The organism is Enterobacter sp. C3_dUdeg (assembly GCF_057536195.1).
The window spans coordinates 94,246-109,243 of sequence record NZ_BAAKFX010000008.1 but is presented as its reverse complement, the minus strand read 5'-3'; the positions used below and the strand labels follow the sequence as shown (position 1 = coordinate 109,243).

The 14,998-nt window shown below is 57.0% G+C and carries 15 protein-coding genes; 6 read left to right on the top strand and 9 right to left on the bottom strand.

Translation table 11 applies throughout. The features are described 5' to 3' along the window. A complete protein-coding gene (locus tag AC27FC_RS17165) occupies window positions 1-1,206 on the bottom strand; it encodes a glycosyltransferase (RefSeq protein WP_094935085.1) in 1,206 nt (401 codons plus the stop codon). Window positions 1,207-1,411: 205 nt separating this feature from the next. Between AC27FC_RS17165 and AC27FC_RS17160 the strand changes: the two genes are divergently transcribed. Continuing rightward, window positions 1,412-2,212, top strand: a complete 801-nt coding sequence (locus AC27FC_RS17160) for a glycosyltransferase family 2 protein (protein WP_039261118.1) — start codon at window positions 1,412-1,414, stop codon at window positions 2,210-2,212. 3 nt (window positions 2,213-2,215) lie between these two features. Here the strand turns inward: AC27FC_RS17160 and AC27FC_RS17155 are convergent, their stop codons facing one another. From AC27FC_RS17155 to gpmM, 3 genes are read right to left on the bottom strand one after another with little or no spacing between them, the layout of a single operon-like run. Then, window positions 2,216-3,148: a divergent polysaccharide deacetylase family protein gene (locus AC27FC_RS17155; RefSeq protein ID WP_094935086.1), complete on the bottom strand. Its 933-nt coding sequence runs from the start codon at window positions 3,146-3,148 to the stop codon at window positions 2,216-2,218. Window positions 3,149-3,151: 3 nt separating this feature from the next. Next, complete coding sequence (gene envC, locus AC27FC_RS17150) at window positions 3,152-4,411, bottom strand: murein hydrolase activator EnvC (RefSeq protein ID WP_229231479.1); 1,260 nt, start codon at window positions 4,409-4,411, stop codon at window positions 3,152-3,154. Between the two features lie 33 nt (window positions 4,412-4,444). Then, complete coding sequence (gpmM, locus tag AC27FC_RS17145; RefSeq protein ID WP_094935087.1) at window positions 4,445-5,989, bottom strand: 2,3-bisphosphoglycerate-independent phosphoglycerate mutase; 1,545 nt, start codon at window positions 5,987-5,989, stop codon at window positions 4,445-4,447. 247 nt (window positions 5,990-6,236) lie between these two features. Here gpmM and AC27FC_RS17140 point away from each other — a divergent pair, with 247 nt between their 5' ends. The 5 genes from AC27FC_RS17140 to cysE all read left to right on the top strand — a co-directional run bounded on the left by AC27FC_RS17140 (window position 6,237) and on the right by cysE (window position 9,346). After that, entirely contained in the window at window positions 6,237-6,668 is a 432-nt protein-coding gene (locus AC27FC_RS17140) for a rhodanese-like domain-containing protein (RefSeq protein WP_023309913.1), read from the top strand. 11 nt (window positions 6,669-6,679) lie between these two features. After that, window positions 6,680-6,931 (top strand): glutaredoxin 3, encoded by a 252-nt coding sequence (grxC, locus tag AC27FC_RS17135; RefSeq protein ID WP_023309914.1) that lies wholly within the window; start codon window positions 6,680-6,682, stop codon window positions 6,929-6,931. A 32-nt stretch (window positions 6,932-6,963) separates the two neighbouring features. Continuing rightward, a complete protein-coding gene (secB, locus tag AC27FC_RS17130) occupies window positions 6,964-7,431 on the top strand; it encodes a protein-export chaperone SecB (protein ID WP_003860835.1) in 468 nt (155 codons plus the stop codon). Next, complete coding sequence (gpsA, locus tag AC27FC_RS17125; RefSeq protein ID WP_023309915.1) at window positions 7,431-8,450, top strand: NAD(P)H-dependent glycerol-3-phosphate dehydrogenase; 1,020 nt, start codon at window positions 7,431-7,433, stop codon at window positions 8,448-8,450. The genes secB and gpsA overlap by 1 nt, the downstream gene beginning before the upstream one ends. A 74-nt stretch (window positions 8,451-8,524) precedes the next feature. After that, window positions 8,525-9,346 carry a serine O-acetyltransferase gene (gene cysE / locus AC27FC_RS17120; protein WP_008502718.1) on the top strand — a complete coding sequence of 274 codons (822 nt, stop codon included), beginning with the start codon at window positions 8,525-8,527 and terminating at the stop codon, window positions 9,344-9,346. Here cysE and trmL read toward each other — a convergent pair. From trmL to lldP, 5 genes are all read right to left on the bottom strand, one after another. After that, window positions 9,343-9,816, bottom strand: a complete 474-nt coding sequence (gene trmL / locus AC27FC_RS17115) for a tRNA (uridine(34)/cytosine(34)/5-carboxymethylaminomethyluridine(34)-2'-O)-methyltransferase TrmL (RefSeq protein WP_048980280.1) — start codon at window positions 9,814-9,816, stop codon at window positions 9,343-9,345. The genes cysE and trmL overlap by 4 nt on opposite strands. Window positions 9,817-9,861: 45 nt before the next feature. Beyond that, on the bottom strand, window positions 9,862-11,202 hold the full coding sequence (locus AC27FC_RS17110; protein ID WP_196355150.1) for an MFS transporter: 1,341 nt from the start codon (window positions 11,200-11,202) through the stop codon (window positions 9,862-9,864). Window positions 11,203-11,383: 181 nt separating this feature from the next. After that, entirely contained in the window at window positions 11,384-12,571 is a 1,188-nt protein-coding gene (gene lldD, locus AC27FC_RS17105; RefSeq protein WP_094935089.1) for a quinone-dependent L-lactate dehydrogenase, read from the bottom strand. Then, window positions 12,568-13,341, bottom strand: coding sequence for a transcriptional regulator LldR (gene lldR, locus AC27FC_RS17100; protein ID WP_023294814.1), 774 nt, complete (start codon window positions 13,339-13,341; stop codon window positions 12,568-12,570). The genes lldD and lldR overlap by 4 nt, the downstream gene beginning before the upstream one ends. Beyond that, window positions 13,338-14,993, bottom strand: coding sequence for an L-lactate permease (gene lldP, locus AC27FC_RS17095; protein ID WP_023309919.1), 1,656 nt, complete (start codon window positions 14,991-14,993; stop codon window positions 13,338-13,340). The genes lldR and lldP overlap by 4 nt, the downstream gene beginning before the upstream one ends. Window positions 14,994-14,998: the final 5 nt, after the last annotated feature.

Genomic DNA, 14,998 nt, shown 5'->3' with positions numbered 1-14,998 from the left:
TTAGTGCGCGCCAAGCACGGCTTCGACACCGCTGACATAGTTTTCGATGGCATAGGTATGACAGACGTTCTGGTATGCAGCCGCAGCCAGCCGAGCCCGCAGGTCAGCATCTGCCCAGATATTGTCCAGATGCTGTGCAAGCTGTGAAACATCGCTCCAGGGGAAGAGCAGCCCTGTCGAATCATGATCAATCAATTCCGCCGTGCCGGTCACCTGAGAGCCAATAACGGGGATATTGAGAAGCATCGCTTCCAGCACCACGCGCGGCAGCCCTTCGCTTTTTGAGGCCAGAATAAAGGCGTCAAACGTAGCGAGGTAATTAAATGGGGTATTCTGAAAACCGGTGAAGATGACGTGGTTTTCAATTCCCAGCGTTCGGGCCTGTTCCGCTAAAGCGCGGCGTTCGGCACCTTCGCCGACCAGCACCATTTTCCATTTCGCCTCGGGATGCTTCTGGCTGAACTGTGCCAGCGCCTCCAGCGTGTGGTGGTTGGCTTTGCGAGGGATTAACGACCCGATACTGCCGAACACAAACGTGTCGTCATCAATATTCAGGCGCTGGCGCATTGCGCGTCGGTCAGGTAAAGGCTGGTGGATGTCGATGGCATTATTGACCGTCGTACACAGTTCGGGCCGGACGCCATGCTGAAGCAACACGCGTTCAACGCCGTGCGAGACGGCGATGATTTTTGTGGCATGGGCATTAACCAGCTTTACCAGCGGCGGGGTCAAAACGGGCTCAATGCGGCAGTGCTGGATCAACCGCGCCTGCAGGTTCGCCGCCGCCAGATAGCCTTCCTCGTTTGAGCCCGGCTGGTTATTCATATAGAGCGTATCGAAACCGCCCTGCGTGAAAAGGGTCTCGATTTTGCTGACGTTAGGCCTGATGCGCCACATGATATCCACGTGACGCGTCAATGCCTTGCGGGCGCTGCGTGAGAAAAACAGCAGGCTACGTCCCGCTTCCTTCAACAATTTGGCCCAGACCGGCTGCGGACGTTGAGGGATCACGATGAGCGGGATGCCGATGCCGTTGAGCACCTGGCCAATCGTCTCACCTTCAGCACGACTATAATCACTGTAAAAACAACAGGTAATATCGAATTTATCGCGATTGATTCGCTTCAGGAGCTCAAGCATACTGTTGGTGCCTCCCCCCCATTCTTTACCCGTATCCAGGAGGAGAATTTTACTTTTGTGCGGCATGTCTGAATCCGTGTGCTACCCTTCATCTGACTGCATTATAAAGAATCTGTTGAAATAAAATAGATTTTTCTATTTTATTGCTCTTGAGAATTAGACAAAATTTCAAGCGTGCTTATTTGAAAAGTGTGATTCAGGACTTTAATCGTCTCTACTCATTTATATAGTATTAATAATATTAATTTAGGCTGCTATTGAGAGTGGGAAAATGTTTAAAATAACGGTCTGCTTATTAACGTTTAATTCTGAAAGATTATTGCACGATGTTATCCCGCCTCTTTTGAAAATAGCGGATGAAATTGTCGTGGTCGATTCTGGCAGTACGGACAAAACACGATATATTTGTGAAAGTTTTGGACTGCTACCTGTCTATAAAAAATTTAGCTGGCATGGCGAGCAGATGAACCATGCTATATCCTTAGCCAGCAATGACTGGGTCCTGTGCATCGACAGCGACGAAATTCTTGACCAGGAAACGGTTAATGCCGTTTTAACGTTAAAAGCAGGCGATGAGCCAGACCCCGGAATGGCATGGCGAATATGCCGCCACTGGTTTGTTCTGGGTGAAGAAGTCCGGACGATTTATCCAGTTTCATCCCCTGATTATCCTGTGCGTCTTTTTAATCGTAAACAGTCCCGGTTTAATAACAGGCCGGTAGACGATCAGGTCGAAGGTTTTCTCCGTTGTGAACGTATTCCGGGTTATGTAAAACATGATACGTTTCCCACGCTGCATGAGCTTTTTAACAAATTAAATTGTTATACAACCCGTCTGGTTCAACATCAAAAAATACGGCCCTCTATAGGGCGCGGCGTAATCAGCGCCATCGGGGCTTTTTTCAAATGGTATCTGTTTAGCGGCGCCTGGCGTAAGGGCAAAGTGGGGGTGGCGACGGGACTGTATGCCACAGCCTATAGCTTTTTGAAGTATTTCAAATCCTGGTATCAGCATCAGGAAAAAAAAGAGTCCGTTGCTAACGAGCAGACGGACTCTCAGATTGCGAAATAAGCGTCAGGCTTTCTTACCCCATCCCTGCCACTGCTGCTGGACGTATTTCACCAGGGTACTGTTACTGATGCTGTCTCCGATGACGGAGAAGAAGCGGGTCGCATAGACCGGTTCAAGCGGTTGCTTCGGTACACAGCGCTTCACGCCGCGGAACGGATTACGCGGCGCTGTTGGGACGGGCTGCGCAGAATTTGGTGTAGAGGTATCTACCTGCGGCTCGTTCAGCAGATCGCTCGGACGCACCAGCGTGATATCGGCAGGCAAGGTCGGCAGCATCTGCTGCAGGACGCGAACGGTAGACGGGTGCGGGTGACCGATGGCGATGGCTGAGCCATTGCGGCGGGCCAGTTGTACCGCGCGATTAAACTGCATGCGGATATCGGCTTCGTTCTGGGTATCATCCAGGAACACCTTGCGCTTAATCACCTTTACGCCCGTTCCCTGAGCGGCACGCATCGCCTGGCTGTTGCCGATGGTCATGCTGTCGAGGAAGTAGAGATTGTAACGCTCCAGCGCCTGCATCACTTTGAGCATCCCGTACAGGCTTGATGTCATCGCGCTGCCCATATGGTTGTTCAGCCCTACGGCATACGGCACTTTGTTGTAGGCGTCGCGGATGATGCGCTCGATCTCCTCGCTGCTCATGTCCGGGCGCAGGGTGTCTTTTTCCAGCGGCTGCTTGCTGAGCGGGGCCATCGGCAGGTGGATCAGCACCTGATGACCGCTGTTATGGGCTTTGGTCGCCATCTCACGCGCGTGGGGCGCATTTGGAAGGACGGCGACAGAGATGGCCGACGGCATCGCCAGCACCTGATTTTCATAGTGTGGACGATAACCGAAGTCATCAATCACGATAGCGAGTTTACCTGCGTATACTGGTGCAGCCAGCGCCAGCACGCTGACGACGGAGAAAACCATTCGACGAAATTGAAGCAAAACTTATCTTCCCAACCACGGCTGTGGATTGACCGCCTGACCCTGGCGACGAATTTCGAAATAGAGTGACGGGCGGCCCTGACCGCCACTGCTGCCCACAAGGGCGATGGGTTGGCCTGCGCGCACCTGCGTGCCGACGCTGACCAGCGCGCTCTGGTTGTAGCCGTAAAGGCTCATGTCACCTTTACCGTGTTCGACCACCACCACCAGTCCGTAACCCTGCAGCCAGTCGGCCAGAATCACGCGGCCATCGGCAATGGCTTTTACTTCGCTACCTTCAGACGCACCGATAACTATCCCTTTCCAACGTAGCTCACCCTGCAGCTGTTCGCCATAGCGATGCAGAATTGAACCGCGAACGGGCCAGAAAGCCTGACCGCGAGGAGAGCCCAAACCGCCGGTACGCGACATCAGGGAACGTTCGCTCTCGCTTGGTTTGTAGGTAGTTCCTTTGCGGGACGCTTCCTGCTGCTTATCGCGAACGGCCTGCGCCTCGCGAGCCTCTTTTTCGGCGCGCGCTTTCGCCGCCGCTTCCGCACGGGCGATGCTGTTACGCAGTTTTGATTCGTTGGCGCGCATTTCGCTGAGCTGGCTCTGACCTTCCTGAATGGAGGATTCAAGGCCGGAAAGGGTTTTCTTACGCTCGTTGCGCGCCTGCTCAAGCTTCGCCTGCTGGGCCTGCTGATCGTAAAGCAGCGTCTGCTGCTGGCTCTGCTTCTCTTCCAGCTCGGCTTTTTGCGTGGAGACCTCTTCGCGCGTCTGCTTCAGCTGCGCGATCGTCTCCTGACGCGCCTGGTTGAGATAGCCAAAGTAGGCCTGCAGGCGCTGGCCGCGCTGGCTCTCTTCGCCGCTGAGGATCAGCTGGAGTCCGGTATGTTCACCCTGGCGGAATGCGGCATCAAGCTGTGCGGCAAGATTACGCTCCTGCGCGTCACGCTGGCGCTCGAGTTTGGCAATCGACGCGTTCATCTCGTCGATCTGTTTATTCAACTGGGCGAGGGTGTTTTGTGTTTCACGGAGTTTACGCGTGGCGGCGGAGATCGCCTCTTCCTGCTGCTTGAGCTGGGCGAGCAGGGCGGAGCGCTGCTGCTGCTGCTGGCGTACCGCACGCTCTTTGGCGGCGATATCGGCCTGAATGGATTTTAGCTGGTCGCGGTCATCCGCGTGGGCGGATGCGGCGCACAGCAATACGCCAGCGCTGAGTGCGCTGGCGTAAAACAGAGGTCTGACTGATAACCTAAGCGGCTTCACGACCCATGTGATTGAAAAAATCGCCTTTCCCCTCATGGGGAGCGATTATTCCACGATGAACAGCGGCTTACCAGTCATCTCTTCAGGGATCGGCATACCCATCAGCGACAGCATGGTTGGCGCGATGTCAGAAAGCTTGCCGCCTTCCACTGCTTTCAGTGATTTATCACCCACATAAATCAGCGGAACAGGCAGGTTGGTATGGGCCGTGTGCGCCTGGCCGGTCGCCGGGTCGCGCATCTGTTCAGCGTTACCGTGGTCAGCGGTGATCAGCAGCTGGCCGCCAACGGATTCAACCGCTTTCGCTACCTGCTCAACGCAGTGGTCCAGCGCTTCAACCGCTTTTACTGCTGCTTCCATCACCCCGGTATGCCCAACCATGTCGCCGTTCGGGTAGTTACAGATGATGGTGTCGTACTTACCGCTCTTGATGGCCGCAACCAGTTTTTCCGTCAATTCTGCAGAGCTCATTTCTGGCTGCAGATCGTAGGTAGCGACTTTCGGAGAGTTGATCAGAATGCGGTCTTCGCCTTTGAACGGCTCCTCAACGCCGCCGTTAAAGAAGAAGGTCACGTGCGCGTATTTTTCAGTTTCGGAAATACGCAGCTGCGTTTTGTCGTTCTTCGCCATCCACTCGCCAAAGGTGTTTGCCAGAGATGCTGGCGGATACGCGCAAGGCGCTTTGATGTCTGCGGCGTATTCAGTCAGCTGGATGAAATTGAGGTTTACCACTTTCTTACGGGCGAAACCGTCGAAGTCGCTGTTGACGAACGCACGGGTGATTTCACGCGCGCGGTCAGCGCGGAAGTTCATGAAGATCAGCGCGTCGCCATCTTCCATGGCGGCGTCGGCCTGGCCTTCAGCACGAATCACGGACGCTTTCACGAATTCGTCGTTTTCATCACGTGCATAGGCCGCTTCCAGCGCCTCAACGGCGGTCGCGAACTGGAACTCACCTTTTGCCAGGGTCATCAGGTCATAGGCCTGTTCAACGCGATCCCAGCGGTTGTCGCGGTCCATAGCGTAGTAACGGCCAATGATGGACGCTACGCGGCCTTTACCCAGCGCGGCGAATTTCTCTTCGAAGGCTTGCAGAGAGCCTTTTGCGCTACGTGGTGGCGTATCGCGACCGTCCAGGAAGGCGTGCAGATAGATTTTTTCTGCACCGCGCTCGGCGGCCAGTTCAACCATCGCCATGATGTGATCTTCGTGGCTGTGAACGCCGCCAGCAGAGAGCAGGCCCATGATGTGTACGGCCTTGCCAGCGGCAACGGCTTTATCGACCGCGCCAGACAGCGTTGGGTTGGAGAAGAAGGTGCGTTCTTTAATTTCAACGTCCAGACGCGTCAGATCCTGATACACAATACGCCCGGCGCCCAGGTTTACGTGACCGACTTCGGAGTTGCCCATCTGGCGGTCCGGCAGGCCCACTTCCAGGCCAGACGCGTCAATCAGCGTATGCGGACGTTTCGCCCACAGGGCATCCATGACCGGAGTTTTGGCGTTGAAAATAGCGTTATCCTGGCTATCTTCACGGTAGCCATAGCCATCCAGAATCACCAGTACCATAGGTTTTTTAGAAACCGACATTGCGACAACCTCATGCTCAAGAGTCAAAATTTGCGTAATTTTACTACAGCTGAATCGATCAAATAGCCGCAGAAGATCAAAGAAAGCGCAGGGGCAAGATGTTCACCAGACCATTTTGAGGCATTTTTTTAGGTGGCATGCCGCAGAAAATGGATTAGGTTATGGTCGCTGGCTGTATTTGCCAGAACGCACAGGTATACTCCTGTCCTGGTTTTTTTTATCACTTAGTCGGGAGTAGTTACCCTCCATGCAAGAAATTATGCAATTCGTTAGCCGCCATCCGGTTCTGAGCATCGCGTGGATTGGCCTGCTGGCTGCTGTGCTGTTCACCACATTTAAGAGCCTGACGTCTAAAATTAAGGTTATCACCCGTGGTGAAGCGACGCGTCTGATCAACAAAGAAGATGCCGTCGTGGTCGATCTGCGTCAGCGTGACGATTTCCGCAAAGGTCACATTGCGGGCGCAATCAACCTGCTGCCAGCTGAAATCAAAGCGAACAACGTTGGTGAGCTTGAGAAACACAAAGCCCAGCCGATTATCGTTGTCGATGCGACCGGCATGCAGGCACAGGAATCTGCCAGCGCGCTTCATAAAGCAGGCTTCGAAAACGTAACGGTGCTGAAAGAAGGTATTTCCGGCTGGAGCGGGGAAAATCTTCCTTTGGTACGCGGTAAATAAGGAGTTCAGTCATGGCCAATATTGAGATCTATACCAAAGCGACGTGCCCGTTCTGTCATCGTGCGAAAGCGCTGCTGAACAGCAAAGGCGTCACGTTCCAGGAACTGCCGATCGACGGTGACGCGATTAAACGCGAAGAGATGATCAAACGTAGTGGTCGCACGACGGTTCCGCAGATTTTTATTGATGCGCAGCACATTGGCGGCTGTGATGACTTGTATGCGCTCGACGCCCGTGGTGGACTCGATCCGCTGCTGAGCTAAGAGACTTTAGGACAATTAAAAAGGGTATTTCCATGTCAGAACAAAACAACACCGAGATGACTTTCCAGATCCAGCGTATCTACACCAAGGACGTCTCTTTCGAAGCGCCAAATGCGCCACATGTTTTCCAGAAAGATTGGCAGCCAGAGGTTAAACTTGATCTGGATACCGCATCTACCCAACTGGCAGATGACGTGTATGAAGTCGTGCTGCGTGTGACCGTTACCGCATCTCTGGGTGAAGAAACTGCATTCCTGTGTGAAGTACAGCAGGGCGGCATCTTCTCTATCGGCGGTATCGAAGGCAACCAGATGGCGCATTGCCTGGGTGCGTACTGCCCGAACATTCTGTTCCCGTATGCGCGTGAATGCATCACCAGCCTGGTTTCTCGCGGTACATTCCCGCAACTGAACCTTGCGCCAGTTAACTTTGATGCGCTGTTCATGAACTATCTGCAGCAGCAAGCTGGCGAAGGTGCTGAACAACATCAGGATGCCTGATGAGCACTGTTAATGCGTCAATGACTGTGATCGGTGCCGGCTCATACGGCACCGCTCTTGCCATCACGCTGGCAAGAAATGGTCACGAAGTGGTTCTCTGGGGCCACGACCCAAAACATATCGCAACGCTGCAACGCGACCGTTGTAACGTGGCGTTTCTTCCGGACGTTCCGTTCCCCGACTCCCTGCACCTTGAAAGCGACCTTGCGACCGCGCTGGCGGCCAGCCGCAACATTCTGATTGTGGTTCCGAGCCATGTATTTGGCGACGTGCTCCGTCAGATTAAGCCGCTGATGCGCCCGGATGCGCGCATTGTCTGGGCGACAAAAGGACTGGAAGCCGAAACCGGACGCCTGCTGCAGGACGTTGCCCGTGAAGCGCTGGGTGATGAGATCCCGCTGGCGGTCATCTCCGGCCCGACCTTTGCCAAAGAGCTGGCCGCTGGCCTGCCGACGGCGATTTCGCTGGCCTCCACCGATCAGGCCTTCTCCGACGATCTTCAACAGCTGCTGCACTGCGGCAAGAGCTTCCGCGTCTACAGCAACCCCGATTTTATCGGCGTGCAGCTGGGCGGTGCGGTGAAGAACGTGATTGCGATTGGTGCCGGAATGTCAGACGGCATTGGTTTTGGTGCCAATGCGCGTACGGCGCTGATCACCCGAGGGCTGACCGAAATGTCCCGCCTGGGCGAAGCGCTGGGTGCCGATCCTGCCACCTTTATGGGGATGGCTGGCCTGGGCGACCTGGTGCTGACCTGTACCGACAACCAGTCTCGTAACCGCCGCTTTGGCATGATGCTCGGACAGGGCAGCGATGTTAAAGGCGCGCAGGAGAAGATTGGTCAGGTGGTTGAAGGCTACCGCAATACCAAAGAAGTCCGCGAGTTGGCGCACCGTTTCGGTGTCGAAATGCCAATAACCGAGGAAATTTATCAGGTATTGTATTGCGGAAAAAATGCGCGCGAGGCAGCATTGACCTTATTAGGTCGCGCGCGCAAGGACGAGCGCAGCAGTAACTAGTCGGAACCGTTGTCACCTGAATGACCCAGCCAGCGCAGAACTGGCTGGTCATTAACTATCGTCTGGAGTAAGCAATGCCGTGTGAAGAACTGGATATCGTCTGGAACAATATTAAAGCCGAAGCCCGGGCGCTGGCCGACTGCGAGCCTATGCTGGCCAGTTTCTACCACGCGACGCTACTCAAGCACGAAAATCTCGGCAGCGCGCTGAGCTATATGCTCGCCAACAAACTGGCTTCCTCGATCATGCCTGCTATCGCCATTCGTGAAGTGGTGGAAGAGGCTTACGCCGCAGACCCGGAAATGATCGCCTCTGCCGCCTGCGATATCCAGGCCGTGCGCACGCGTGACCCGGCGGTCGATAAATATTCTACGCCGCTGCTGTACCTGAAAGGCTTCCACGCCCTGCAGGCTTACCGCATCGGCCACTGGCTGTGGAATGAAGGCCGCCGCGCGCTGGCGATCTTCCTGCAAAACCAGGTTTCCGTGACGTTCCAGGTCGATATTCACCCGGCGGCAAAGATTGGCCGCGGGATCATGCTCGACCACGCCACCGGGATTGTCGTCGGGGAAACGGCGGTCATTGAAGATGACGTCTCGATCCTGCAGTCGGTTACCCTGGGCGGTACCGGTAAAACCAGCGGCGATCGCCATCCGAAAATCCGTGAAGGGGTGATGATTGGCGCGGGTGCCAAAATCCTCGGCAATATCGAAGTCGGGCGCGGCGCGAAGATCGGCGCAGGCTCCGTGGTGCTCCAGCCCGTGCCGCCGCATACCACCGCCGCTGGCGTACCGGCGCGCATCGTCGGTAAACCAGACAGCGATAAGCCGTCCATGGACATGGATCAGCACTTCAACGGCATTCACCATACGTTCGAGTATGGTGACGGCATTTAACTTCTGAGAATGGCGCCCGGATACCCCAGCTGGCGCCAGGCTTCATACACCACCACCGACACCGCGTTCGACAGGTTCATGCTGCGGCTGTCCGGCATCATCGGAATACGGATTTTCTGCTCGGCGGGCAGGGCATCCAGGATCGTGGCCGGCAGGCCGCGGGTTTCCGGGCCAAACATCAGATAGTCACCTGCCTGATAGCTCACGGCGCTATGCGCTGGCGTGCCTTTGGTGGTCAGGGCGAACATGCGCTGCGGCTTCTCGGCTTCCAGAAACGCGGCGTAATCGTGATGGCGAACGACGGCGGTAAATTCATGATAATCCAGCCCTGCGCGACGCAGGCGTTTGTCGTCCCACGTAAAGCCCATCGGCTCAATGATATGCAGACGAAAACCGGTGTTCGCACACAGGCGGATAATATTGCCGGTATTTGGCGGAATTTCTGGTTCGAATAAAACGATGTTAATCATGCTGCCCCCTTAATTGCGGGGGCAGAATAGCAGAAAAGAGAGGAACTACGCGACGCCGGGTTCCTGCGAGCGGCTGTACAGCATTTTGTAGAGGGTTGCCGCAGCGGCCACCAGAGCGGGCACGCTGAGGATCATTAAAATACTGTCTGCCTGCCACTGCATAGCGAGAAGCTGGGCGCTGGTCATGGTTCCCGCCACGCCGCCAAAGCGGCCGATCCCCTGCATCCAGGCGATGCCCGTCGCGCGGCACTCGGTAGGGTAAAAGGTGGCGGCCAGGGTTTGCATGCCCGATTGCGCGCCGTTCATCGCGATCCCCATCAGGAAAATCAGCCCGCCAAACAGAGCGATATGGTTATGCTCAATACCCAGTAAAAGAATAAGGCCCATTGTCAGCACGAAACCACACGCGACCACTTTATGCGCTTCCCAGCGGTCCATCATCCAGCCCGCGAGCAGAATGCCTGCGGTGCCGCCGAAGGTGAACAGCGAGGTGAGCCAGGCGGATTCCGCCAGAGCATAGCCCATCCCCTGCATCAGCGTTGGCATCCAGCTAAGCAGGACGTAGTAAATCACCAGCCCCATAAAATAGGTCACCCACAGCATCAGGGTGCCGGGCAGCCAGGGCATGGAAAAGAGCTGCGACACGCTCCCTTTTTTAGAGGCGACTTTCTCCTCCGCCAGGAAGAAGCCCGTGACGCTATCCAGCGTGCTGCGGGCGAACCGGCTGGCGATGCGGCGGACCTGCATGACGTCTTTCCCGCGCTGCACCAGAAACTTCACGGACTCCGGTAAAAACAGCGCCAGCAGCAGCGTTAAAATCAGCGGCGCAATCGCCCCGGTCAGCAGCACGCTTCGCCAGCCGTGATGGGGGATAAGCCAGGAAGAGATCGCGCCGCCGCCCGCCGCACCGAGAGGGAAGCCGCAGTACATGGTATTAATCGCCATGGCGCGACAGCGCTGGGGGGCAAACTCGGAGATTAGCGTGATGGCGTTCGGCATTGCGGCGCCGAGGCCGAGGCCCGTCAGAAAGCGCCACAGCGTGAGCGTATTCAGACTTTGCGCCCAGGCCGTCCCCAGGCTCGCAAGGCCGAAGAACAGGCACGAAAAGACCAGCACGCGCTTGCGCCCCATCCGGTCCGATACCGGACCGGCAATCAGCGCGCCCAGCGACAGCCCCAGCAGCGCCGCGCTCAGCACCGGCCCCAGATCCTGTTTATGTATCCCCCATTCTGCCGACAGCGTAGGCGCGATGTAACCCATCGCCGCCGTATCAAAACCATCGATCGCCAGAACCAGAAAGCCCAGCACAATGAGCAGCCAGTGAAACCCTGAAAAGGGACTCTCATCGATCACCTGCTGAATATTCACCTTACCTGAATACGCCATACGCTCCCCTCCGATCTGATGTTGTTTTTGTGTTCTTGTATTTGCTTGTCTATACAATTGCGGACGGCAGGGGGATGTCAAATTTTCTTATCTAATATGTTATCTGGATGTTATTTTTGGCGTAAAAAAGCGCCCGAAGGGGAAATCGGGCGCGTGAGAAAGGGGGATTAACCGGAGAAGGTCAGGCCGCGTTTCCCTGAGCAAGTGGCGCCAGCGCTGCCGGTAATTTATTTAACTCCTGTACCAGGGAATCTTTACTGATTTCGCTAATCGTTCTTGCACCTGTCAGCGTCATCGCTACCTTCATCTCTTTTTCGATCAGGTTGAGCAGATTCGCCACCCCTGCCTGGCCCGCCGTCGCCAGCGCATACAGATACGCGCGCCCCAGCAGCACGCTGTCGGCGCCCAGCGCAATCATTCGCACCACGTCCAGCCCGTTGCGGATGCCGCTGTCGGCCAGGATCGCAATATCGCCTTTCACCGCATCGGCGATGGCCGGCAGGGCGCGTGCGGAAGAGAGCACACCGTCAAGCTGGCGTCCGCCGTGGTTAGAGACCACAATCCCGTCTGCGCCAAAGCGTACCGCGTCGCGGGCATCTTCCGGATCGAGGATCCCTTTGATCACCATCGGGCCGTCCCAGAACTCGCGGATCCACTCCAGGTCTTTCCACGAGATCGACGGATCGAAGTTGTTCGCCAGCCAGCCAATGTAATCCTCCAGCCCGGTCGGTTTACCGAGGTAAGCCGAGATATTCCCGAGATCGTGCGGACGACCGTTCAGGCCGACATCCCACGCCCACTGTGGGTGAGTAACCGCCTGCCAGTAACGACGGAGCGCAGCGTTAGGGCCGCTCATGCCGGAGTGCGCATCGCGGTAGCGCGCCCCGGGCGTTGGCATATCGACGGTAAAGACCAGCGTGGAGCAGCCCGCCGCTTTGGCTCGCTCTAGCGCGTTGCGCATAAACCCGCGATCGCGCAGGACGTACAGCTGGAACCACATTGGGCGCTTGATGGTCGGTGCTACCTCTTCAATCGGGCAGACGGACACGGTGGAAAGCGTAAACGGAATGCCTTTGGCATCCGCCGCAGCGGCGGCCTGCACTTCACCGCGGCGGGCATACATGCCGCATAAGCCTACAGGCGCGAGCGCCACGGGCATGGAGAGCGTTTCGTTGAACAGCTTTGTCTCAAGGCTCAGGTCAGACATATTCTTCAGCACGCGCTGGCGCAGAGCCACCTCCGACAGATCTTCCACGTTGCGGCGCAGGGTGTATTCGGCATACGCCCCGCCGTCGATATAGTGGAACAGGAACGGGGGCAAAATGCGCTGCGCCGCGGCGCGATAGTCACTGGCTGCTGAAATAATCATGCTTTGTTCTCCCTGGAAATATCACTGTCGCCAGGCAGACGGGTAATACGCGCCTGTCGGGCCTGGTCTTCATCGAATCGTTTAATGGTGGTGTGCACGAAACCGAGATGCGCCATCATCGCTTTGCGTGCGGCCTCGGCATCACCGGCCAGAATGGCGTTGAGCACCGCCTCGTGCTGTTCTGTGAGCTGGGCAAAAACCGGTGGAACCAGATACATGCGCTGGCGGCTCTGCTTCACGGAGGATTGCAGCAGGTCGAAGAACCCGCGCATGGTCTGAAGCAGCACCACGTTGTGCGACGCCTCGGCAATCGCCAGGTGAAAACGGACGTCCGCCTGGGAGGCGATGTCCGGGTCGCTGCTTTGCGTGGCCTCAAAGCAAGCGATGAGTTTCTCTTTGTCTGCGTCGGTTGCCCGCATGGCCGCGTGCCAGGCGGTACTGGTTTCGATGGCGTGACGCGCTTCAAGGATGTCGAAGCTGTAGTCCGGGTCGTTCTCCATCAGCGTCTTCAGGGGCTGCACGATGTTTTGCTCGGACCAGTCGTCATGCTGCCAGCGCACAAAAGTGCCGCCGCCGCGACGGCTCACCAGCACGCCTTCGCTGACCAGCGTCGCCAGCGCCTCGCGCAGTGAATTGCGCGACACGCCAAGCTGGGCGGCGAGCTGGCGTTCGGCGGGCAACTTCATGCCCGCTTCCAGCTGTTGTTCTTCAATCAGCGCCCGCACGCGAGAGGCAATCTCGTCGGACAGGCGTCTGGGCATCACTATCATGGGATCATCCAGGTTAAGACATAGGCCTGCAGGGTGGTGATCACCCCGACCATGCAGGTGAATATCAGGCTGTGTTTCACGGTAAAGCGGAACAGATCGGACTCTTTACCGACCAGTCCCACCGCCGCACAGGCAATGGCGATGGATTGTGGAGAGATCATTTTCCCGGTCACGCCGCCGGTGGTGTTCGCGGCCACCAGCAGGACGTCCGACACGCCAATCTGCTGGGCTGCCGTTGCCTGCAGGGCGGCAAACAGGGCGTTAGACGAGGTATCGGAACCGGTCAGGAACACCCCCAGCCAGCCGAGGAACGGCGAGAAGAAGGTGAAGGCGTGGCTGGTATGGGCCAGCGCCAGCGCCAGCGTCGATGACAGGCCGGAGTAGTTCGAGATAAACGCGAACGCCAGCACCATGCCGATGGAGTAAATCGGCAGCATCAGCTCTTTAACGGTCGCGGCAAAGGTCTGCACCGCGGCCGCAGGCTTCATGCGCAGCCACACTACGGAAAGGATCGCGGCAAACAGGATGGCGGTACCGGTGGCGGAGAACCAGTCGAATTTATAGACCGCGGCATACGGCGTAGCGGCGTGCACCACCGGCGGCATACGGGCGACCATCTTGTCGAGGAACGGTACGGAGATGTTAATCACCATGTCGTACAGCGCGCCGCCCGGGGCGAACAGGGCTTTAAAAGGCGGGATGCTCCACAGGGTCACCGTTGCGGTCAGGAACAGGAACGGCGACCAGGCGCGGATCACCTGTCCTGCCGTATAGCCCGTACGGGCCAGGGTTTGATCAACCTGCGAGGCGCCCATGTCGGCGAAGCGGAAAATACGCACCGGCTGCCAGCGCTTCAGGAACAGCGTCAGACAGACCAGCGACACCAGCGAAGAGATGATGTCCGGCAGCTCCGGGCCGAGGAAGTTCGAGCTGAGGTATTGAGCGATAGCGAACGAACCGCCCGCCACCATCACCGCAGGCCAGGTCTCCTTCACGCCGCGCCAGCCGTCCATAATCGCCATGATCCAGAACAGGACGATAATGGTCAGGAAGGGCAGCTGGCGGCCAACCATCTGGCCGATCTCGAAGCTGTCCAGCCCGGTGACCTGTCCGGCCACCAGAATCGGAATACCCATCGCGCCAAACGCAACCGGCGCGGTGTTCACAATCAGGCACAGGCCCGCGGCATAGAGCGGGTTAAAGCCCAGCCCGACCAGCAGCGCGGCGGTGATCGCCACCGGTGCGCCAAAGCCTGCCGCACCTTCCAGAAATGCCCCGAAGGAGAAGCCGACAATCAGCATCTGCAGGCGCTGGTCCGGCGTGATGGAAAGAATCGACGAGCGGATTATGTCGAACTGCCCGGTTTTCACCGAGATTTTATAGACAAAGACCGCCGCGATGATGATCCACGCAATCGGCCACAGGCCGTAGAAGAAACCGTAGACGACGGAGGCCAGCGCGCGATCGACCGGCATTTTGTAGAAGAACAGCGCCACCATCAGAGCGATGGCAACGGTATACGTCGCGGCGAGGTAGCCCTTCAGCTTGAGCTTAATCAGCGCAAAGAAGAAGAACAGGATCGGAAGCGATGCGATCAGGCTCGACAGCCAGATATTTCCGGCCGGGTCGTAGTTTTGTTGCCAGAGGCTCATGCAGG

Coding starts and splice junctions, on each gene's coding strand:
- AC27FC_RS17165 (WP_094935085.1), bottom strand. CDS start 1,206: ATGCCGCACAAAAGTAAAATTCTCCTCCTGGATACGGGTAAAGAATGG.
- AC27FC_RS17160 (WP_039261118.1), top strand. CDS start 1,412: ATGTTTAAAATAACGGTCTGCTTATTAACGTTTAATTCTGAAAGATTA.
- gpmM (WP_094935087.1), bottom strand. CDS start 5,989: ATGTCGGTTTCTAAAAAACCTATGGTACTGGTGATTCTGGATGGCTAT.
- AC27FC_RS17140 (WP_023309913.1), top strand. CDS start 6,237: ATGCAAGAAATTATGCAATTCGTTAGCCGCCATCCGGTTCTGAGCATC.
- grxC (WP_023309914.1), top strand. CDS start 6,680: ATGGCCAATATTGAGATCTATACCAAAGCGACGTGCCCGTTCTGTCAT.
- secB (WP_003860835.1), top strand. CDS start 6,964: ATGTCAGAACAAAACAACACCGAGATGACTTTCCAGATCCAGCGTATC.
- gpsA (WP_023309915.1), top strand. CDS start 7,431: ATGAGCACTGTTAATGCGTCAATGACTGTGATCGGTGCCGGCTCATAC.
- cysE (WP_008502718.1), top strand. CDS start 8,525: ATGCCGTGTGAAGAACTGGATATCGTCTGGAACAATATTAAAGCCGAA.
- trmL (WP_048980280.1), bottom strand. CDS start 9,816: ATGATTAACATCGTTTTATTCGAACCAGAAATTCCGCCAAATACCGGC.
- AC27FC_RS17110 (WP_196355150.1), bottom strand. CDS start 11,202: ATGGCGTATTCAGGTAAGGTGAATATTCAGCAGGTGATCGATGAGAGT.
- lldD (WP_094935089.1), bottom strand. CDS start 12,571: ATGATTATTTCAGCAGCCAGTGACTATCGCGCCGCGGCGCAGCGCATT.
- lldR (WP_023294814.1), bottom strand. CDS start 13,341: ATGATAGTGATGCCCAGACGCCTGTCCGACGAGATTGCCTCTCGCGTG.
- lldP (WP_023309919.1), bottom strand. CDS start 14,993: ATGAGCCTCTGGCAACAAAACTACGACCCGGCCGGAAATATCTGGCTG.